We start from the raw sequence: 20,748 nt of genomic DNA, 5'->3' as shown, positions 1-20,748 counted from the left end.
AATAATAATTCAGAAAAGGCAGAACACATGATGTCCAACATTAGTTTACAAGGCTTAGACAAACTAGATCGTAAAATTCTATCGAATCTACTCTCCAATGGGCGAGAATCGATTGCTAACCTTTCTCGCAACATCGGCTTGTCGCGAACAGCAGTCGCTGAACGTATCAACAGACTTGAAAAAACCGGTATTATCAAAGGGTATACGGCACAAATAAGAGTAGAAAATGACGGGAGAAAAGCGGCAAGTTATTTGCTGATTTCTTGTGAAAAAGGTAAGAAAAATGATGTAAGTAATGCGTTAAAAGAACTACCTGAAGTCAGACTTACAAGCATTGTTGGTGGTACCTACGACATTATTTCTTTGATTGAAGCACCTGACCTGCAATCAATACACCATTTATGTAATGAGATAGAGTCGTTCAATGGCATTCGCTCTCTCAATACAACAGTAGTGCTACACCAACCAATCAGTCGTTAAAAAGAAAGCCGCTCTTATGAGTAATGCCGATCAGTTAAAGCCAAAGTGATCGGTTGAACGATCCTCCAGAGCTGTCAAAATCCAAGTGTATTTAATGCACTTGGATTTTTTTATGGATGTTTCTCAAGCTCTAAACATAATTAATGATTGGAAACCTAGCAACATTGAAACTTTGTCTGACTTGCTTCCAATTGAACTCATCGACGAATCTTATTCTCTTACTGATACCGTCACGATGAGAAAGAGAAAGTTAACTCTAGAATCCATGGTGTGGCTGCTTGTTGGAATGGCCATCTATAACAATAAGTCCATGAAAGATTTAGTTAACCAACTTGATATTGTACGACCGTACAGGTAAAGCTTTTGTCGCACCAAGTGCGTTGACTCAACGTCGAAAGACGTTGGGTGAAGACGCAATAAAAGCGGTCTTTGAGCGAATGACTACGTCATGGTTGAAAAGCGCACAGTTACCCTAGTGGAATGGGTTAACGCTTCTTGGTGTCGATGGCGTTGTTTGGCGAACGCCCGATAACCCGCAAAATGAAAATGCATTTTCTCGACAAAAAGGGACACAATATCCGCAAGTGAGAATGGTCTGCCAAATGGAACTAAGCAGTCACATTATCACGGCAAGTGCCTTTGATAATTACAATACAAACGAAATGGTATTAGCTGAAAAATTGATAGAAACAACACCAAACCATAGCGTGACAATGTTCGATAAGGGGTTCTATTCTTTAGGCTTATTACATAAATGGCAAGACTCTGGCTCAGAGCGTCATTGGCTTATCCCCCTCAAGAAAAATACACAATATGACATTGTTCAATCTTTAGGGCGAAATGACAAACTTGTTCAATTACACAGTAACCCAAGGGCTAGAAAGCTATGGCCTGATTTACCAAAGTCGATAACCGCTCGACTTGTCACTCGTAAAATTAAAGGAAAAGACTACCAAGTATTAACCTCCATGACGGACTCCCTGCGTTACCCATCAAAAGATATTGCAGGCCTTTATGAACATCGTTGGGAAATAGAGCTAGGCTACCGAGAGCAAAAACAATACATGCTTGGAAACCGTCTTACGCTGCGAAGTCGTTTACCAGAGCTGGTCAAGCAGGAGTTATGGGGCATCTTGCTTACTTACAATTTAATCCGATATCAGATGGTCGAGCTCTGCTTCAATTTAAAGGGAAATTACCTTCCTTATCAACTGAGTTTTAACGGCACATTAGCTCATGTATCGGCGTTACTTGTAGGCTTACCTTACTCAACACCAGGAGCAATACCTCGTCAGTTAAAGGGGTTTCACAACATGGCTGAAAGCTTAATACTTGAAGGGCGAAGGGAAAGAACATTCCCTAGAACAGTTAAGCCTAGACCACAGCCGGTATGCTAAGAACAAAAATGCCGTTCACTCACAAGTGAACGGCATTACCTAATTTGAGAGCCTTTATCTTTTTATAAAGTTGATTGGTGGTGTTTACCTAACACTGATTGGATAGCTTTATCGAGTTCAGCTTGGACATCCTTTGATAAGCGACCAAATTCATACGAAAAGTTTCGACCTTTAACACGCTTACGAGCAAACATACCTTTACTGTCGAACTCTGCTAGAGGAGTAATGACAGCTTTGTCTAATTCTTGCTTGGCTTCAACGATCTTTAACTCAACTTTAATGTAAGCAATCAGAGCGTCTTTAGCGTCTTCTTGGCTCTGCTCAGCCTGAGCGTTGACAGCATTATCGGCTATTTTTTTAATGAAGCTGCTCAAGGCTTTCTTGTCATCGGCGAACGCTTTCATCACCTTAGCCAAGAGGGAGTAATCAGCATGAGACAAGTCGTTAACGACAGGGAATAGGGCAATCAGCTTACTGTCAATACTGGCTGCTTTCAGCGCTCGACCTACCGCTTGACGGCTAATATTTAAGATTTTTGCCGCATCTTCTTGAGTTAGCTCACCGTTCTTCATCAGAGTTTGACATTGCAAACCAATTTCACGCTGGTTGTGCTCTTTGGCGGTTTGCAGCTGCTTAGCCAGCGCTTTGGCATCGGTGGTAGAAAGCTCGTTTTGAGTGACTAGAATTCGGAATGTTTTTACACGACCTTCTTGAAATAAAAACCAAGCACGACGGCGAGAGCCATCAAGAATATCAATGCGACCATTAATTTCTCGGCCAACGGCTGGATAGAACTGCTGAAACTCTAACGAGTTCAAATCTTCCAATGATTCTTTGGTTAACAGAGACTGGTCACGACCATTAACATCAAAGGTCACAAATGAGTTCTGCTTAACTTGTTCGTGTGACAGTGTAACTTCATTGAAAATGGCAGTTGAACCAGAAGCTAATTGCCAAACCATTTTCTGGCCAACAGACTCTAATCCAAACTTAGTTCTAAGGTAGTCTTCAGCGTTTTGCCCGCTTTTCTCTAGCTCGGTGCTGAGTTGACTTGTTAGAGTGTCTAAATTTGCTTTGGCCGCTGATTGCTGCGCTTGAGCTGAACCAGGAGCATTGCCTAAAGGGCTCCCGCCACGTTTCTTCGCCATTATTTGTTCTCCTGTTCACGCCAAACGTTCAGAATATCGCGCAAGATCTGACTTGTAACTTCATAGCTGTTTTGTTGCGCGCTTTGGAAAGTTGCTTTGCTTTTCGGGTATTCACTTTTCGACATATCAAACACCGTCGAGAGTAGGGAAGATGACTGACGAACGGCCTCACTATGCTTAAACTCTTTTGAGTACAAGTAAGGAGAGAAGTTGTCGTACAGGTTGTTCATTAATTCGGTAGTGGTTGAGCTATCACGATGGTTAGTCAGTAAGATCTTCATGAAGTCGTAGCCTTCATGGTTGGCGTTCTCTAACAGGGCCCACACCTGAGGAATGTAGCTGAAGTAAGAGCAGGTAGCATCAATGTCGTTTTCGGTAATCGACAATGGGAAGACCACATTCGTTGCGGCAAAATACGCATTGAAGGTTGCATAACCTAGTGAAGGAGGGGTGTCGATAATAATGATATCAAACTCATCTTTTACACTATCGATGATGTCTTTAAGTAGTGAATAAGGTGAATTTAAGGTTTGACTGAATACTTGCTCATGAAACCAGCCTTCCATCGCTCGGTCACTTTGCGCGGCAGGCAAAATGCGCAGGTTTGGAATGGTAGTTTCAAGAAAGGCTTCAGAGATGACTTGATCAACGGTTTCGCCTTCATCGAGGTCGAACGTTTTCATCATCAAGTCACCAACAGACAAGTTACCTTCTTGCTCGGCTTCGGGCGCGTAGTACATCGATAGCGTGGCTTGGCCATCCATATCGATTAGACCAACACGATACTCTTGATGAAACTCGGTCGCTAAACCTGATGCGATAGTCGCGGCAGAAACGGTTTTACCAACACCGCCTTTTTGGTTCTGGATAACCATCACTTGCGCCTTTTGCTGCTCACTGCGTATGAACTTAGCGTCTTTACGTAGATTATCTGGTAGTAAGTTACGTACCTTGTACATTTCCGCGATATCGATCGACCATTGTGAGTCTTCATGACGACGGGGATCTATCGCAGCGGCGGTAACATACCGATCAAGCGTTTTTGCATCAATGCCAAGGTAGGCCGAGGCTTCTGCTCGGGTAAAGTTACGCAGCTCTTTGCGATGATTGGCCAGTAAACGTTGATTACGACGCTGAATGTAAGCGTCTGCACCGATTTTAAGCGCTTGAAATGTGTTTGTAGTGTTTTGATTATCCATTTCTGCCTCCGGGTAGGGATAAGAAATAGTATATACCTCAATTTTTGATGTTGGTATAAAAAATTGAGGTGTTTTCGATTTTAAATAAATGATTGTGACAGGTTGATAAAGGAGAGCGCTTAAATTACCTATTAATTACGAGTATTCATTTTTCAAATCCCTCTTAATAACTCCTGACTAACAATGAAAGTTGAGCTGAGTCGTACAACTTCGATGAAAAAAAAAAGGAAGTTATTGATATGATTGAGAATGTAGCATTTACGAAAAAGACTAAGCGTTTTTGGCTAACGCTTGTGGGATCGGTTGTGTTTGTTACGCCAACGTTGATTCATGCGGCTGAAGACCAGGATTTAAAGGGAGCTGTGGATTATTATGTTTTTGGTTTAACGTCCAGTGAGAGCTTGCCGAACAAAGACAGCAGTGCGGCAGCTGGTATTGCACGGATTACATTGAATTGGCGAGCTTACCAAAAAGAGAGTGATACCGGAGCTTTGCAGCTGAGGGTTGATCATAAGCACGGTTATACAGAGAGTACGCCCTCTGAATTTGTCATGGAGAATGTCGGAGGGTTTGGTGTAATCCAACCAGCTTTTAGTGATATAGGTTTAAGGTTAACGAATCTTTATTGGACACAAACCTTTAATAAACAATCTACTGATATGATGGTTGGTTTTTTAGATGCAACTGATTATGTTGATACTTATCAGTTGGGTAACCCTTACTATGGTTTTTCTAACTTACAGTTTAGTACCGGTTCCGGTTCTATCCCAATCCCAGATGAATCAACATTCGGCGGCGTTCTACGCCATATGATGTCGGAAAACTATTATTTTTATGCAAGTTTCTCTGATGCAAAAGCTGATTCGACTAAGCCTTTCGATGGTGTTGAACAGTTCATCAATGATAATCAATATTTTAAGTCCCTAGAAATAGGTTGGGTGGAGTCGAAAGACGATTTTTATTTGAAGAATTCACACCTAACAGTTTGGCACAGTGATGGAAAAGAGAAAGCTAGCGAAAACTATGGCGCAAATTGGTCGTCCATATATAAAACCGGCTCATGGATACCATTTTTCAGAGCCGGTGTCGCGCAAGGACCTGAGGCTCTATACAAATCTTCGGTCGTGTTTGGTACTGGGTATGAGGCAGGACCTGGCATGCTAGGCATCGCCTTGGGTTGGGCTAAGCCCAACTCTGCTAATGTAGCTGATGACTCTTACAACTCTGAAATCTATTACCGAATGAACTGGGGTGCGCTCTCGTTAACTCCTAATGTTCAATATCTTTATTCTTTACCGAAGAACTCAGAAGCTGATGACAGTTGGATTATTGGTTTAAGAGGTAATCTTCACTTTAGTTTCTAGTCTCTCAAAGCTCTCCCGAGCTTGAAATTCGGAAGAGCTTTTCTTCAATATTGCCCTTATAAATAAATTAATTATTAATAATTAATTTATAAAAAATGCAAAAGTTATTTATTTTTATTTGAGTAGTTAATGACATTGTGGAAATCATGATTGCCAATAAAAAAAGAAGAGAAGGCGATTTCTCTCGAGATAAAATTCAGCAAAAATACAATGTGCTTGAAGGCGCTCGACAAAGAATTTGCTATCTTTTCGACAACTTTAACCATTTCTATGTTTCCTTCTCTGGAGGGAAAGACTCTGGCGTCCTTTTAAATCTGACTATTCAAGAAGCGAAAAAGCGTGGTCGATTACCTGTCGATGTACTCATCGTGGACTTTGAAGCTCAGTATCATGAAACTCATGCCTTCATTGAGCGCATGGTACTGGACGGAGAAATTAACCCCTATTGGGTTTGTTTACCGCTCAGCTTAAGGAATTCAATCTCACAGTTTCAGCCTAAATGGCTTTGTTGGGATCCTGCTAAAGAAGCGCAATGGGTCAGGGACCGACCACCGCATAAAGGCGTGATTTCAAACCCGGATGTATTCCCTTTTTTCCAAAACGGGATGGAGTTTGAAGACTTTGTTTTTAAGTTTGCTCATTGGTACCAAAAGGAAAGGGGTGAGCCAATCGCTGTGTTAATCGGTATACGTGCTGATGAATCTTTACATCGCTTCAATACCATTAAAAATAGGTCCAAAAAAAAATTTTCAGATAAATATTGGACGACTAAAATGCAGCCAAATGTGTATATGGCTTATCCCTTATACGATTGGAAAACTAAAGATATTTGGGTTGCGAATTACCGCTTTAGTTGGGATTACAACCGTATTTACGACTTAATGCATAAGGCCGGCGTCCCTCTTTCACAGCAGCGGCTTTGCCAACCTTTTGGCGATGAGCAAAGAAAAGGGCTGTGGCTATATCAAATATTAGAACCTGATACCTGGCAAAAATTAGTTGCCAGAGTAGAAGGATGTAACTTTGGTGCTCGATACTCAAAAAGTCAGGGGCGTATCCTTGGTTATTATCGCTTTGAATTACCACCGGGGCTTAGCTACCGGCAATACAGTAAATACCTTCTGAAAACCATGCCGCCACATGTAGAAAAACATTACCGAGACCGAATTTTTAAGTTCTTACAGTGGTGGCGTAAAAACGGTCCTCAAAAAGGAGTGACCTGCATCCCTGATTACGCAGAGAGTAAATTGGAATCTAGGAAGCAAGTTCCTAGTTGGAGAAGAATTTGTAAAGTACTGATTAAAAATGACTATTGGTGCCGAGGACTCTCTTTTGGGTACAACAAGTCCTTAGCAAAACAATACCATGCCCTCTATGGAGAAGAAGAGTGATACGAATGGAAAGTGAACCTACTCTAGCTTATCAGCATCGCACCAAGAAGCCGTTGAAATCTATCAATAACACGGACAAACAAGTCATTGATAAGGTCGCAATTTACAATAAAGCAGCCAAAGTACTCATCGAGCTTATTCCTGATTTACCGCCAGCTTGTCATGTTGAAATGATCCCACTTGATGAAATAGAAGCTAATCAATACAACCCAAATAAAATGGCGCCTCCAGAAAGCAAACTCCTAAAAACGTCGATGGAGAAAAATGGTTTAACTATGCCTATTTTGGTTAATCGTTTGAATACTTCGGTCAAAAAATACGTTGTCATCGATGGGTTTCATCGTTATCAATTATTATTGAACCACCCAGAGCTGCAAACCCTAACGGGGTACATCCCCGCGGTGGTCCTTAATTTGCCTGAAGAAAATTGCATATCGACTTCTGTTCGCCATAACCTGGCGCGTGGCTCACACCAAGTTGAACTGATTGCAGATCTGATTATTCAACTCAAAGAGATGGGATGGGCAAATCATAAAATTTGTTACGAATTGGGAATGGATAAAGATGAAGTTCTACGATTACAGCAAGTCACAGGCCTCGCTGCTGCCTTTAAAGATCAAGAATTTTCACAGTCCTGGGAGTAATTGATTTTTTAGCAATCACGCCGTAAACCCTCGCCAGCTCTGAGGGCGGGGAGATAAGGCGAAAGTGCGATAGCACTTTAAGATAGACAGCCCGAAGCAGTTGATATACGACTGTTCATGAATACAGTTAAGGATTTTGAGTGTTAAGAGCAACTAAGGCACGCATTTACCCAACGTAAGAGCAATCTGAGTTTTTAATAGCTCAGTTTGGCGTTGTGCGAACCACAAAGCTCTACATTTAAAGTCGCATATGTACCGCAAGCTTCCGAAAATGAAACCTGTAGAGGCGAACATTCACCGTGAAATTGTAGGTAAAGTTAAAAGTATTACTGTCAGGTTGAGTAAAACAGGTAAGTTCTACGCATCTATCCTTGTTGATGATGGAGTGGAAGCGCCTAGTTTGCTTCATACAGTGAGTAAGGTGACAGGTATTGATCTTGGTCTGTCTCACTTTACTATTGAATCGAACGGCAGAAAGACAGCTAACCCCAGATTTATAAAGCGTGCTGAGAAGAACCTCAGACGTAAGCAGAAGTAGTTATCTCGTAAAGCTAGATTGCTATTAGCTAAATGCGATGAAAAAGTCGCTAACGCTCGCGCTGATTTTCAACACAAACTCTCTCGAACTCTCGTAGACAAAAACCACGCTGACCCCCCAAAAGATAGACGTTATTCTGTTAAGTGTAAGTGGTCAACATTTCGGACACTGATTTAAGCCTATTTTCGGCATTTACTGGCGACAGCCCATGAGTTGCGTGCTGAGGCCGAGGCCGATTGTAGTAACTCATCAAGTAATAGCTCATATCTTTCCTTGCCTGAAATTGTGGCATCAGGCTTATCTGATAAAGACCATTCCACAACGCGTCGGCTTAAGTAGGTCTACTTCGAACCAGACCCAATCTAAGTAAGATCATCGCGTCTAGCCTCTCCAATTTTGCATGTTTATATCGATGCGAACCTGGCTGATTACTCATTAACCAGCTTCACGCATTCTCTGACGAACCTTAAATCCCCCCCGATTTTGACACCTTCTGCACTCAACATCGAAACAATATTTTTTAGTTAGGTTAACTAGGTAGAAATATTAGGCTAATTTAGAATTTAATTAATATGTCATTCCTAAAATTAAGTTCTAGATTCTAGGTTCTAGCGCTTTTTTGTGCCTCCTAGCTTGTAAGGGGAGCAGTCTAAAAGAGCAATTGAACTAAAGAAAAGAAAGGTATTTATTTATGTCTAGTATGAAACAGGTAAGGAGCACAACCCCGCCTTCAATGATTGGAGGAGCCTGTATTGTCGCTTGTATTTGCGTCGGCGCTGGTATGCTTGGACTTCCCGCTGCAGGGGCTGGGGTCTGGACCATCGGTGCTTTAATGGCTTTGCTCTTCACTATGCTCATTATGACAACCAGTGGTTGTCTGTTACTCGAAGTTTTAAAAGATTATCCATACAGGTCGTCTTTTTCTTCCATCACAAAAGATTTGTTAGGAAAAGAGGTTAATTTTTTTAATAACTTAATGATCTACTTTGTGGGAGGGATTTTACTGTACGCTTACATCACTTCATCTGGACTGATCATTAAGGAGTACTTTGGCCTTTCCCCTAAACTAGCTTCTATCCTTTTTGTGCTTATCTTTTCTGGACTAGTTTGGCATTCAACAAAAACAGTTGACCGCATTTCCATGGTGTTGATGCTATTTATGATTATCAGCTTTATTTTTGGGACTGCTGGCCTTTGGTTTAATGTTAATCTTGTTACTTTGTTGGATACTGCTCACTTAAAGTTTGAGTATGCGCAATACGTATGGGGGTTTTTCCCTATTGCTTTAACTTCATTTGGATACCAGCACAGCGTCTCCACTCTGCGAGACTACTACCTTGATGAAAGGCTCGCACAAAGGGCGATTGTAGGCGGAACGCTCATGGCGTTCTTTATCTACACCATTTGGCTATTAAGTATCTATGGTAATTTACCAAGAATTAGCTTCGGCCCTATAATTGCAGAAGGTGGAAATATAGACATCTTACTCATCAGCTTAAAAGCAGTGTTGGCTGAAGAAACCCTATCAAATGTCATTAGTGCTTTTTCAGCGGCGGCCATTTTGTCGAGTTTTATTGGGGTAGGGTTGGGTGTGTTTGATTTTTTGGCCGATCTTTTTCAATTTGATGCTACCTCCAAAGGAAGAACCAAGACCTGGGCGGTTACATTTATTCCGCCTCTTATTTTTTCTCTTCTTTTTCCTTTTGGTTTTCTTAGCGCAATTGGTTATGCAGCGTCTGCCGCTGCGATTTGGGCATGTATCGTACCGGCATTGTTAGTAAGGAAATCGAGACTACAAAGACCAGCGTTTAACAACCTTGAAGAGAGTGAAGAAGATCAGAAAAAATCGAAGGCTTACCAAGTGCCTGGAGGAGAGTTGGTGTTGGTTGGTGTGTTTATCTACGGTGTGAGCATCATCGTTATCAACGTACTAGTCCTGTTCGAAGCGCTGCCCGTTTTTGACGGCGTCTAGCCTTATTAATTTTAAAATTACCCATCCAAAAGATTCAAATCACGGTCAAGGACGAGCAACCCGAGCGCTGAGGGGCGTGGTTATTTGCCGATCGAGCCCTATTAGGACGGTTTTAAAATAAACTCTAGCGGCAAAATCTTGGGTTCCGAGTAAATTTAAATAAAGTAAGCATGAACAAGAAGGATTAGTGATGAAAGTGAGTGTCTATATCGATCAAGTGTTGTTCAAACAAGCACTCAGAGCCGCCAAAAGCTCTGGACTGACCCCGTCCCAAACCATTGCCCATTGGGCGGCAATGGGTCAATTCATGGAAACCAAATCCCTCGGATCGCTGAGGCTCATACAGAGTGGCCCTAGAAAGAAGTAAATTTCCAGCGTTTTCATCGCTCTGGCGAAACCTTGGAGCCCCAGTAAACATCGTTAATAAAGACATTGAAAAGCCGAGCCAGCCCTCGGCCTTTCGATAGCGTTGCCGACGGAACTTGAATGTTCCGTACACAGATGGCCAGAGAAGAATGGCTCTTATGGATGTTTGAAATTCTTGAGAACCAAGTGATAGACAGAAACTCTGAAGCGCCGGCGGATTGCGTGGTGATTTCTGGCGCAATTTTACTCGACGTCCAAAAGAAATGAAGCGTTGGGAAGTATGAATAGAACTCCCCATGCTCCTTGGTGAGCGCAGTTAATTCGGGGACGGTTAGCTTTGCTAAATCCTTGCAATAACGGTCATATTGTCTACCAACACTGTCATTTTTCTCGCACCATCTTGTTGTCGAAAATTTGCATAATGTCCGTCCATCGGGGCATTCTACTCTAGCGCTTGAATGCTTTTTGCGTAAGACCGCACCACATTATATTTCATCTCATTAACGGTATAATTGAGTTTTTTAAAATCCAAACTTGGGGAAGAACTAAAATACTTACCGTTTGTGTCGCCAAGTTAAGCCTTCTATCACTTTAAGCAATCGCTTTTCGTATTGTTCCGCTCCGTCTCATTAAGTGAGCAACACATTTTCAGCGGTGGTGTTCGTGATAGTTAATAACGGGCTGATGAGCCTCTGGGCCTCAACAGAAAACGTCACTTTGCCTTGTTTTATAACGATAATTTTTCCCGTCTCAGCCGTATAGCCGTGGGGTCGTTCATTAAGGTAAACTGATCACGGTCGAGTACTTCAAGAGCGTCTTGAGACGTTTTTAGTTCAACGGTTAGTTCAGCTGAACTAAAGATGCACACCTTTAGCTTGGTAAAAAACACGGCAAGGATTAACCACGAATTCACGAGAATTGAGGTGTTTAAGATCAGGAGGAAGACGCCCCGCCCAGACTCGGGAAATTAGCTGAGGCGTTCGACTCTTTCGAAGATGTTTTGAACGAGTTGTTTGGCAGCGAGCAGGTTTTCAAGGGCAATGTATTCCGCGAATTATTGAGAGTCGATAACGCGGGCTCACTCCAAATCCCTTCAGCCATTTTGACATTTTTCCTTGCTTCATCAGGACCCAGTGCTTTGCCTTTGAGATTGCGAGTTCACCGCCAGCAAGCCCTTCGAGAATAGCCAAACGGTTTTGCATAAACTGGTGTCCACATCAACCAGATACGTAGAGGGGGTCCCATGTTCGGTGAACAGCACTGGCTAGGTCTGTGAGGGTTTTGGTCGCTTGACGCTTAAGGGAAGTAATAAGCTCGACTTTCATGAGAAGGACTCCAACAGAAGACTCAAGTGATACTATTGAATCACTTGAGTCTAGTAAGTTTAGTGGAGAGAAATGCAAAGCGTTGGGAGTTACACTAAACAGTTTGTTATGCCTTTAATTGATAGGTCGCCTTTGAGGTGTATTCTGCCACACCTAAAATGCTAAAAACCCCGCCTATTGTTGTAAAATTGCACGCCCCTTCTTTTGCACAAGCAGAGAGGTTTTTATTAAACCAAGCTCTCGTAAAATAACCCGATTCTTTTAAATGTACGTAAGCGAACTGGAATTCAGAGAGAGTCACTCCTTTTTCATAGAAAGACGCTTTTTTAGAATGAGAGGGAATACGATAGATTAACGCCTCTTCACCTCTTCGTATGCCGAGACCTTTGATTACAAAGTCAGTTTTCATTTCTGGTTTTTGAATAACTCGACCTACTTCTTTAGCCAGTTCTCGGATGACCTTTTCCATTTTTCCTCCTGAGGTATAGATGGCCTTGTTAGGTGTCTTATTTTCGATGTTTTAGTAGTTCTACAACATGCTCTTTAATTTTGCTATCGCAAGGAAGTTGAGCACAGTACCTTCTTGAAACCAATAGAAGGTACTATCTAAGTTTGATTTTAAGGAATCAATTTGCTCAGTAGTTAAGCGTACCAAATATGCTCTCATTCGGATTTTTCGCGCTGTTGATGACAATTACGACATAGGCACCCTGGAGCTAAAAAATTACGAAACGTTAACGGCTAAGGTGCGACAGCAACGGCCTCTATCTCAATCATGGCATTGAGAGGGAGTTTTGACACTTCGATACAGGTTCTTGCGGGAAAATAATTGGCACCATGTTTAATGAAAAAATCATTATAAATTTCATTCACAATTGAAAAGCTCACCATATCGGTAAGATAAACGGTTGTTTTCACTACGTCTGACACATCAGTATTCGCATGTAGCAAAATGGCTCTCATGTTCTCTAGGCATTGAGTCGTTTGTTTTTCAAGGCAGGATTTAACCATCAAGCCTGATTGTGAGTGAAGCGGTAGCTGTCCGGAAGTGAAAATTAGCCCTCCAGAAATCACCCCTTGAGAGTATGGGCCAATAGCTTTAGGGGCTGACTGAGTTTCAATTATTTTTCGCATATTATTTAACCATAGGTTTTTGATGAATCAACAAAGCTATAGGATTGGGTAAAAAAACACTTATTATTTAACTATAATTAAAAATGAGATTTGAAGGGAACGGAGAAGCTAGGCAAGACAATTGCTTGCTTAGACCACTCACTAACTTTTAAATATCCTTTCCTTACTCCCTCTTGGCAGCACTGTTTTCATTGTGAAAATCGCGTAGCGTTCATTTCACTTTTATGATGGAGGAGAAAAGTGGCTGACAACCAAAGCACGCTAAAACTCAACCAAGTGAATTTAAAATAAAGGCGTAAAGTAGACCGCCCCGTATAAACCTTACCTCTCCTTAAACCCTCTACGCTGATAATCAATAAATAGTGAAAAAATCACTAGATACCCCACTTGCAACGCAATAATACTAATATCAACCGCCTCCCAAGGGTTAAAGTGAAGCTGAGTGCTTAAATAATAGACAAGATCATAAAGTAAAATAAACAGGTTATGGCAAGCATGAATGACAATGACTACTCCTAGGCGGCGATATCGCTCAAAGACCCAACATAGAAACGCCCCAGACATAAATGCGTCCAGCGCCCACTGGTGTATTGAAGCAAATATTAAGCTTGAGAGTAATGCGGCGTTAGTAACCCCAAAAATGGACCTGAAAATAACAAACAACAAATAACGAAACAGGAGCTCCTCTATCACGGGAGAAATGAGCACACCGTCTAGAGCGCTTCGCAACACACTCGACCAATCAATTACTCCATCAGAGGCCGAAAATAAAGGGGTAAAATTGTAGGATTGGGCCTGCCAAGATCCCGGGGAAAACCAATCAAAAATAATATATTGAAGATAATTTGATACGGAATTTAATGAAATCACCCCAATCAATATCAACGCGCCTTCACCCCATGTACATACGTTTCTGGGCCAAGAGGTTAAGTACTGCTTCCAATGCTTATCTCGCCGAGCACTAACAAATAGCACGAAAAAAGCGATAACAGGTAGAAAATAGTAGGCGAAAGCAGAGTAGAGTGCTCGATCCAAAGTCGGATTTAATGCCCACTCTCGGGTAATGCTCAGGTAGTAATCAAGCAGGACATAACTTGGAAAGAAATAGCCTATGTAAACCACCACCACAGCTGAAATCATTAACCGCATCGTAAACTCCAAAAAATTAATAACCATAAGGCAGTTTTTGCCGCTTTTATCATGTTGGTCGTTTAAGCTCACTTCGCGAACGTGCTGCGCTGGTAAGGCTCACTATAACGAGCCCTTTGCAAGAGAGGTGCACTCTATCAAGCGAATCTGGGAGCTAGCTTTTAATCCCACGGCCTAGGGTTACCCCCCAAAATTTTCCAACCTTATGAAGAGTAATTAATAATTTCATAGTTAAATTCCCCCTCTATTTAACTGGAGAGCGAAACCAATGTTTTAGGTTTTAAAGGAGTTATCTTCCCAAATAAATTGAATGGAATGTTAGAGTTTTTTCTATGGTTTAATTATTTAATTATAGGTAATTAAATAAAAATTTAATTTTTTGAATCGGTCATTGAAGCAGCCCAATTCATGGATGTGGGTAAGTCTACGTGGGTTCGCTAACTAAAAGCAAAACGCCAGGAAAAACTCCGAAATTCTCACTTAGGACGCCTGAACATTTAGGTTGGCTCATTTGTCCGGATTATACTTGTATCAGCCTCAGAGCAAAGCAAGTCGAGGTCTCATGCAAGACAAAAACGTGCGTAGAGATAAGTGCTCCCGATCTTACTCAAACAAATACGGGGAGCTGGAGGCGGTGCTTATGACGCGAGATTGCGCCGCTTTCTTGGAACGTGGTCACCCTAGAGCTATTGATTCTAGTTGCTATGAAGACTGGGATGAAAAAAGGGGCGAGGTTGGGAAGACATCAAAACTATACAAAGAACCCCCTACTTTAGTCGGTGGTTTAGGGCTAGAATCACAAGCGCGAGGGTTCAACCGTGAAGGGTCTGAGACGCAGGGGGCGCTGGCATACTGGTTCCTTCGCTGCCATTTTTGAGTCTTACACTCAAACCAGGACCTCGATTCGTCCCTGACCAGTAATTTATCCTGAGCGCCTAGACTCGCACGATAAACATATTACCGTATGTATTAAATAACCCTTTTAACTCCTTTTTTTTGTAAAACCAATATTTTCTCCGCCGAGGCTATTTAGGAATATTTTTGATGGTGAGTTGATAAACATCTTCCTACTCCCAGTATCGAAGCTCTCAAGACATGAAGATCCAGTAACTCTACATGTGAACACATTCACGTCGATTGTGTGAGTGGTGATACCTCCATCTTCAGCTGTCGTGACTGTCGTGCTGCCAACCGCAACCCCTGACAACCAGCCAGTAGGTGTCATCGTTGCCGTGCTCAGCTCATTCGACGTCCACGTCAAGGAATCGCTTACATCGTATGAAGTGTTATCGCTGTATGTTGCCGTCGCCATTAATGACCTTCCACAACGGAATTTATGAGGGGGTGACCGCAAGCGAGGTGAGGACCGCAGCGGTAAGCAATGGCTCTTCGGGAGCGAGAACTATTGCTGATCTGGTGATAAATCAAGGCGTAGCTCTGAGCCGTTATCTAGCAACAAAGCTAATGAAAACGCTTGGTTCGATTAGCTGTCAATTACCGAGACATCAGTATAGGAAAGCCTAAAGGGGCTACATTCCACAGCGAGCAAGATAGTCACTAGATGAGTAGAAAATATCGTCAGTTACTGTGGCGTTTTCAGATAAAACAAAGTTTATCTCGACGAGGAAATTGCTGGGAGAATGCTCCAATGGAACGTTTCTTTAGAAGCTTAAAGACGGAGTGGATCCCAACAGTAGGTTATCGTAGCTTTTCTGAGGCTCAACAATAAATTATCCAATACATCATTGGCTATTACAGCCAATTGAGGCCACATCACTATAATGGTGGCCTCACACCTAATGAATCAGAGAGATTGTCTTGGGTACCCTCTAAAACCGTGGCCAATTTCAGTTGACCACTACACATAGCAAAAAATTATAAGCAACCTACTTTTGTAGGTTTGATACTAGGATGAATAACTGTCCCATTAGTATGGGCTAGAGACACTGGTTCAGTTTCTAGAACTGTGCACTTAGGTCCTAAGCGCTTATATATTTTAGGATGCATCTGAGAGAGAATCGAGGTAAAACTTTTATAGTCAGGACTTTCTAAATGCACCGCGCGACAAGTTCCAATAGGAAAGTACGTATGTATTGCCTCAGGGGCTAAAGCCGAATCCTCATAGATGTCACTTAGCTTTACTTTTACCGGGTTCAACTCACATCCCTCAAACGTCCCATTTTTCTTGTACCTATAGTCACTAGGCTTCTCTGTTAAAGGATTAAAAGTATGGCCATAGTAAGAGTCTGTACAATTTCCTCCAATATACTTGTTGTCCTTGTCATAAAGACATAAGCGCGTACGCATGATTAAGCTGTTGTAGCAAGACGGGACTCTAAGATTTCTTACGGTGGTTTTCTTGCCTATTGGTATGAAACCACCTCTGGACCCCTGACAAGTTGCGCTCGTTCCACCGGAATCAAAATATTGATAACCCAACTTCCCACCTCTCAGAGAATCTAAAATGAGGTCATCAAGATAGGTGAGCTCCCGAGTATCTTTCTCTCTAAGTATAGGGTAGAGAAATGCTTGATCACTCAATTGTGGTCCCTCATAAAATGTCACGTAACTATTTGATAAATCGATCGCTCTAGCATTAAAGGAGAGAAAAAAACAACTCAAATAGAACAGTATTCTTGTCCTTGTGTACATATATTACTACCTTTGATTAAAATCAGTTAAACGAGGCTCCACCTAACTCTTAATGCAGACCGAATACTAATAAATTAACTATCAATTATGTTTTCCTTACAAGTGAGTCCAATCGAGTATTGAGAATGACATTTCTTTGATTTTACTAGTCTTTTAAATCAAAAATTTTGCGATTAGGTGGTGGGTTGGCATTAATTGAAGCGATAGCAAGATAAGAAAGTTTAGATTATTGTTATTTTTAGCCTGTATTTTGGGGGTGACAGGACCCCTGTAAAAGAGAAATTTGATATTAATGTAAATACAGTGTGGTTAAATCTACACCCCAACCCCTGCAATCGTGGGTCGGCTGACATTTTGGATTGATGAAAAAGTGATCCAACAATGGCAACGGACCAAGCAAGGTGATCGTGGAAGACCTCGTTTGTTTAGCTAATCACTTTACCGGAGCAAAAGGTAGCCTCATCACCCCTCTAGAATTGTCTGAGGCTGGCTTTGAGATGAAGAACGTCCTATTTCGAAGGCGTGGCCAGAACGCTTGCGCTTCCTCACTCCTTTCACTGACTTTAATTAAGTTCGAGTAAAGGCTTATTGTCTTATGTGCCTATTTCCCTTTCGACTCACATCATTTGATGGGCTCACAGGCTGTTAACCGTGATCGTTCTGAACCCCAATGACAAGGGTATATGAACGCTTCGCGCCCTTGTCCTTGAGAACCAAGAACGTTTGCCGGACAGCCAAGCGGCTCCATAAAAGTGATACTCAAACAGAAAGGAAACTCCTCATGGTACAACGACACTCAAGCCTAACTCTCTCTAAATCAAAGTTCAGCGACCAGCGTTTCGCCGCTGGGCACGAAAGCTCACCAAAAAATGATGTCTCTAGATCTTTGGCGGTCTTGAAGTTGCGCTATCAAGTCAAAAAGTGTCGTGATGAGGCGAAAAGAAAGTCTGATTGGGTTTCCAAAATCCAGCGTTTAAAAATGTTCAGTCGTCGTCAGTCGCCAGAGCAACAGGCTGATATCGCGTCGTTAAAAGGCCAAGGGTTCGTTGAAGCTATCAAGCAGCAGTTTCCGCAATTGGTGTCGCGTCGTTTTGCTTTCCATGAAATCCGTGACTTTTTCATTGAATTAAATGGCGCTGGCTTTGGTGAATGGTTTCTTCACGAGCGAGCGGATCACATTATTCTGTACACCACTTACGGGTCTGTGTTTCCAGCGTTGCGATTCGTGCAAACGGAGGAGGGGACGTTTAAGTGCTCAGGGTTTTGTTTTGATGTGCGTTTTGGCGTTTAGAGGGTCACATGAAAATACGTTCTACGGTTTCCTCTGACATATCCAGGCACGTGATTTGGGTGAATTCAATCGACTTCTTAATACTAAAGGCACCGGGGGGAGGGGTGAGTATCAGAGTGTGTGACTGTGCTACCACCATTAAACAAATGCGAGAAGACGACGCCTATGCGAAGAAAACGGAAAAGACGACAGAAACAACCTCCGAGCATCGCGCGTCGGCCAAAGGTTTACTCTCTTGTCTGTATAACGATTAAGGTCGGCTGATGCGCGACGGCATCAAACCCTCATAAGGTAAGGCCATCAATAGGTCTGAATTTTGTTTCGATATTCCAGTCGTTTTCGGCATTCAATCGGTTCGGGTTTGTTATACGAGCAACGCTTTTGCTCTTTGTGAGCACCAGGCGATTATGCGTATTGTAACTACCAAGTAACTTTGTCTTGGAGTGGTGATTTTTTCAAAACTTACTGAATCCTAAAAAGGACATCAAGCCACTACTTGCAGTTGCCAAGAAATCGCGTAAATACCACTGGTTGAAGCAAGATGATTCAACCGTCTTGCAGCAATCTGTACTCAATCGTCACCAAGCCTTTGATAACTTCTTTAATCCGAAGTTGAAAGCCAAGTACCCACATTCAAACGTAGACACGGTAAGCAATCGAGCTATCACTGTGTTGGTGTAAAAGTCTTTGATGGTGCATCAAACTCCCGAAAATAAAGCCTGTAGAGGCGAATAATCACCGTGAGATTGTAGGCAAGGTTAAGAGCATTACGTTAAGCAAGGTAACTGGTATTGATCTAGGTCTATTTCATTTTGCTATTGAATCGAACGGTAGAAAGACAGCTAACCCAAGATTTGTAAAACGTGCTGAGAAGAATCTCAGACGAAAGCAGCGTCAGCTATCTAGAAAAGCAAAAGGCAGTGCCAATCGAGCAAAAACTAGATTGCTCGTTGCCAAATGCCACGAAAAAGTGGCTAACGCTCGTGCTGATTTTCAACATAAGCTTTCTCGAACTCTCGTTGACGAAAACCAAGCGGTGATAATTGAGACATTGAAATCAACAAACATGATGAAAAGCCGCAAACTGGCGAAACACATAGCGGACGCCTCATGGCATAGTTTTGTCTTTAAGTTGGAGTACAAACTAAAAGAGCAAGGCAAATATCTAGTTAAACTAAATCAGTGGGATGCAAGCTCTAAACGTGCTGTTGTTGCGGTCATAAAGTGGAAGAAATGCCCTTATCGGTTTGCAAGTGGGATTGTCCATCAGGCGGCACTACAGACATAAATCGTGACTTAAACGCCGCCCTTAATATCCGTGATAAAGGCCTTCTAGAATTAAAGGCGGTTGGATAATCGTCTCTGCTTATGGAAGCTGCGTAAGTCTTGATACTATCGAGCAATGGCTAACGAAATAAGAAGCATCGCCCAATAGGCGGTGAGTAGTCACTTAGATAGATATGCTGAAAACCCAAGCAAACGAGGGAAGAGCTCCTAGTTTTTTAAGGACTTAATAGCATTTTTCTAGCTAGGCATAGACCTTCGGATCTTGTCACTTTGGGCAAAAAGTAAAAATAGAGTAAAGCAGATGATGGCAAGTCCTAAAGATATTCCTAGTATTAATAAGCTTTCTTCACATATTAGAGGTAAGGCTATTGATAAAAAAGCGAGCAGGACAACAAATAGTTCACATCCTCCCCCGAAAATAGGATGCTGATGACGAAATACTGCCCATTGATAAACCATTGTTGATAATCTCCTTGCAGCTGAGCTCAGCTTAGTTCTTTCTCTTTAGTTAAAATACGTTAACACTATCAATACTGTATGGGGGGGGATTTTTATTATTTATTTTTAATTAATTATCTGCCAATTTTAAACGCTAAAGTTAGTACTATTTGAAAGCGAAATACAGGGTTTATTCATGATTATATTTATAAATAAAGATAATTAATTAAAAATATAAAATCATTGCTTTATGTTAAATAATTGATTAATTATCTTAAATGATTGTCATTTCCTCTGCTATTAATCGAATTTATAAGAATCATTTTTAATTTATAACCATACTAGCTATAGCCATGAATAAAATTATCTCCCTTTATATATTAATTATACTCTTCTTGGCAGGTTGTAATTTAGAATTGTCAGAAGAGGTTGATGTAAAACCAGCAATAACATTAGAACGGATCGATATTAGCGTCTCCTCATCAGGAATTCGGGGAACAAGTAAATTAACGATGAGGAAGGGGAACAAAAAAGCTTTCGTCGCAGTAGGTTATTATTCTGATCACTCTTCAAAGGTGCTAACTGATTTAAGCATTTGGCGCTCTAATAACAAGAACATTGGATATTTTGTAGAACCGGGACAATTAATTGGCAAAGCGTTAGGATTTATAAAGATCACAGCCACTAAAGACGGAGTCACCAGTAACACAGTGGACGTGGAGGTGACCAATGCCATCGTCACCTCGCTCACCGTCACGCCTTCACAGGTCTTAGTCGCGAAAGGTCAAACACAACAGTTACTTGCAACAGCGACCTACAGTGATGGGACCTCATCAGATGTCAGCCGTTCGGTCACGTGGACACCGGATGAACCACAGACAGCAACGGTCACGCCTACTGGTTTATTGTCTGGGGACACAGTCGCCACCACGACGGTTGAGGCTTTCCTAGACGGAGTCACCAGTAACACAGT

Annotated in this window: 13 protein-coding genes and 6 pseudogenes; 12 read left to right on the top strand and 7 right to left on the bottom strand. The window is 41.9% G+C overall.

Going from position 1 to position 20,748, the window contains the following annotated elements:
- Positions 1-27: 27 nt before the first annotated feature.
- Both AB4482_RS04230 and AB4482_RS04225 read left to right on the top strand, forming a co-directional pair.
- The gene (locus tag AB4482_RS04230; RefSeq protein WP_017062578.1) at positions 28-480 is read left to right on the top strand and encodes an Lrp/AsnC family transcriptional regulator; all 453 of its coding nucleotides are present in this window, start codon (positions 28-30) and stop codon (positions 478-480) included.
- 112 nt (positions 481-592) lie between these two features.
- A pseudogene (locus tag AB4482_RS04225) lies at positions 593-1,920 on the top strand (IS4 family transposase).
- A 19-nt stretch (positions 1,921-1,939) separates the two neighbouring features.
- On the opposite strand, the gene AB4482_RS04220 reads toward AB4482_RS04225, so the two are convergent.
- Together AB4482_RS04220 and AB4482_RS04215 are read right to left on the bottom strand one after the other, a co-directional pair.
- Entirely contained in the window at positions 1,940-3,025 is a 1,086-nt protein-coding gene (locus AB4482_RS04220; RefSeq protein ID WP_371995773.1) for a ParB family protein, read from the bottom strand.
- Positions 3,025-4,224, bottom strand: coding sequence for a ParA family protein (locus AB4482_RS04215; protein WP_016800054.1), 1,200 nt, complete (start codon positions 4,222-4,224; stop codon positions 3,025-3,027). The genes AB4482_RS04220 and AB4482_RS04215 overlap by 1 nt, the downstream gene beginning before the upstream one ends.
- A 239-nt stretch (positions 4,225-4,463) precedes the next feature.
- Here AB4482_RS04215 and AB4482_RS04210 point away from each other — a divergent pair, with 239 nt between their 5' ends.
- The 5 genes from AB4482_RS04210 (at position 4,464) to AB4482_RS04190 (ending at position 10,133) form a co-directional block, all read left to right on the top strand.
- Positions 4,464-5,588 carry a carbohydrate porin gene (locus tag AB4482_RS04210; protein ID WP_017102338.1) on the top strand — a complete coding sequence of 375 codons (1,125 nt, stop codon included), beginning with the start codon at positions 4,464-4,466 and terminating at the stop codon, positions 5,586-5,588.
- 146 nt (positions 5,589-5,734) lie between these two features.
- A complete protein-coding gene (locus AB4482_RS04205) occupies positions 5,735-6,979 on the top strand; it encodes a DUF3440 domain-containing protein (protein ID WP_017102339.1) in 1,245 nt (414 codons plus the stop codon).
- Between the two features lie 5 nt (positions 6,980-6,984).
- Entirely contained in the window at positions 6,985-7,623 is a 639-nt protein-coding gene (locus AB4482_RS04200) for a ParB/RepB/Spo0J family partition protein (RefSeq protein ID WP_017102340.1), read from the top strand.
- Between the two features lie 271 nt (positions 7,624-7,894).
- Positions 7,895-8,161 carry a transposase gene (locus tag AB4482_RS04195; RefSeq protein WP_229648116.1) on the top strand — a complete coding sequence of 89 codons (267 nt, stop codon included), beginning with the start codon at positions 7,895-7,897 and terminating at the stop codon, positions 8,159-8,161.
- Positions 8,162-8,852: 691 nt separating this feature from the next.
- Positions 8,853-10,133 (top strand): aromatic amino acid transporter, encoded by a 1,281-nt coding sequence (locus tag AB4482_RS04190; protein ID WP_029222809.1) that lies wholly within the window; start codon positions 8,853-8,855, stop codon positions 10,131-10,133.
- A 1,232-nt stretch (positions 10,134-11,365) separates the two neighbouring features.
- Here AB4482_RS04190 and AB4482_RS04185 read toward each other — a convergent pair.
- The 5 genes and pseudogenes from AB4482_RS04185 to AB4482_RS04165 all read right to left on the bottom strand — a co-directional run.
- Positions 11,366-11,600 (bottom strand): annotated as a pseudogene (locus AB4482_RS04185) (type II toxin-antitoxin system RelE/ParE family toxin); the annotation flags it as partial.
- A pseudogene (locus AB4482_RS04180) lies at positions 11,591-11,824 on the bottom strand (prevent-host-death family protein); the annotation flags it as partial. The pseudogenes AB4482_RS04185 and AB4482_RS04180, both read right to left, overlap by 10 nt.
- Before the next feature lie 106 nt (positions 11,825-11,930).
- Positions 11,931-12,293, bottom strand: coding sequence for a hypothetical protein (locus tag AB4482_RS04175; RefSeq protein WP_016800046.1), 363 nt, complete (start codon positions 12,291-12,293; stop codon positions 11,931-11,933).
- 272 nt (positions 12,294-12,565) lie between these two features.
- Complete coding sequence (locus AB4482_RS04170; RefSeq protein WP_016800045.1) at positions 12,566-12,958, bottom strand: Rid family detoxifying hydrolase; 393 nt, start codon at positions 12,956-12,958, stop codon at positions 12,566-12,568.
- 321 nt (positions 12,959-13,279) lie between these two features.
- Positions 13,280-14,107, bottom strand: a complete 828-nt coding sequence (locus tag AB4482_RS04165; RefSeq protein WP_016800044.1) for a CPBP family intramembrane glutamic endopeptidase — start codon at positions 14,105-14,107, stop codon at positions 13,280-13,282.
- A gap of 1,371 nt (positions 14,108-15,478) precedes the next feature.
- Between AB4482_RS04165 and AB4482_RS04160 the strand changes: the two are divergent.
- From AB4482_RS04160 to AB4482_RS04140, 5 genes and pseudogenes are all read left to right on the top strand, one after another.
- Positions 15,479-15,962 (top strand): annotated as a pseudogene (locus AB4482_RS04160) (integrase core domain-containing protein); the annotation flags it as partial.
- A 1,578-nt stretch (positions 15,963-17,540) separates the two neighbouring features.
- A complete protein-coding gene (locus tag AB4482_RS04155; RefSeq protein WP_102258285.1) occupies positions 17,541-18,050 on the top strand; it encodes a hypothetical protein in 510 nt (169 codons plus the stop codon).
- 697 nt (positions 18,051-18,747) lie between these two features.
- A pseudogene (locus tag AB4482_RS04150) lies at positions 18,748-19,242 on the top strand (RNA-guided endonuclease InsQ/TnpB family protein); the annotation flags it as partial.
- Positions 19,243-19,262: 20 nt separating this feature from the next.
- Positions 19,263-19,406 (top strand): annotated as a pseudogene (locus tag AB4482_RS04145) (zinc ribbon domain-containing protein); the annotation flags it as partial.
- A 722-nt stretch (positions 19,407-20,128) separates the two neighbouring features.
- Positions 20,129-20,748 (top strand): Ig-like domain-containing protein (locus tag AB4482_RS04140; RefSeq protein ID WP_372180579.1); only part of this gene is annotated, 620 nt, incomplete at its 3' end.

The organism is Vibrio sp. 10N.222.55.C7 (assembly GCF_041473335.1).
In the GTDB taxonomy this organism is placed as follows: Bacteria; Pseudomonadota; Gammaproteobacteria; order Enterobacterales; family Vibrionaceae; genus Vibrio; species Vibrio crassostreae_C.
This window is presented reverse-complemented; position numbering and strand designations above follow the sequence as displayed.

What these genes read in the sequence shown, in the direction of transcription:
- AB4482_RS04230 (WP_017062578.1), top strand. Translation starts at nt 28, where the DNA reads ATGATGTCCAACATTAGTTTACAAGGCTTAGACAAACTAGATCGTAAA.
- AB4482_RS04220 (WP_371995773.1), bottom strand. Translation starts at nt 3,025, where the DNA reads ATGGCGAAGAAACGTGGCGGGAGCCCTTTAGGCAATGCTCCTGGTTCA.
- AB4482_RS04215 (WP_016800054.1), bottom strand. Translation starts at nt 4,224, where the DNA reads ATGGATAATCAAAACACTACAAACACATTTCAAGCGCTTAAAATCGGT.
- AB4482_RS04210 (WP_017102338.1), top strand. Translation starts at nt 4,464, where the DNA reads ATGATTGAGAATGTAGCATTTACGAAAAAGACTAAGCGTTTTTGGCTA.
- AB4482_RS04205 (WP_017102339.1), top strand. Translation starts at nt 5,735, where the DNA reads ATGATTGCCAATAAAAAAAGAAGAGAAGGCGATTTCTCTCGAGATAAA.
- AB4482_RS04200 (WP_017102340.1), top strand. Translation starts at nt 6,985, where the DNA reads ATGGAAAGTGAACCTACTCTAGCTTATCAGCATCGCACCAAGAAGCCG.
- AB4482_RS04195 (WP_229648116.1), top strand. Translation starts at nt 7,895, where the DNA reads ATGAAACCTGTAGAGGCGAACATTCACCGTGAAATTGTAGGTAAAGTT.
- AB4482_RS04190 (WP_029222809.1), top strand. Translation starts at nt 8,853, where the DNA reads ATGTCTAGTATGAAACAGGTAAGGAGCACAACCCCGCCTTCAATGATT.
- AB4482_RS04175 (WP_016800046.1), bottom strand. Translation starts at nt 12,293, where the DNA reads ATGGAAAAGGTCATCCGAGAACTGGCTAAAGAAGTAGGTCGAGTTATT.
- AB4482_RS04170 (WP_016800045.1), bottom strand. Translation starts at nt 12,958, where the DNA reads ATGCGAAAAATAATTGAAACTCAGTCAGCCCCTAAAGCTATTGGCCCA.
- AB4482_RS04165 (WP_016800044.1), bottom strand. Translation starts at nt 14,107, where the DNA reads ATGCGGTTAATGATTTCAGCTGTGGTGGTGGTTTACATAGGCTATTTC.
- AB4482_RS04155 (WP_102258285.1), top strand. Translation starts at nt 17,541, where the DNA reads ATGGTACAACGACACTCAAGCCTAACTCTCTCTAAATCAAAGTTCAGC.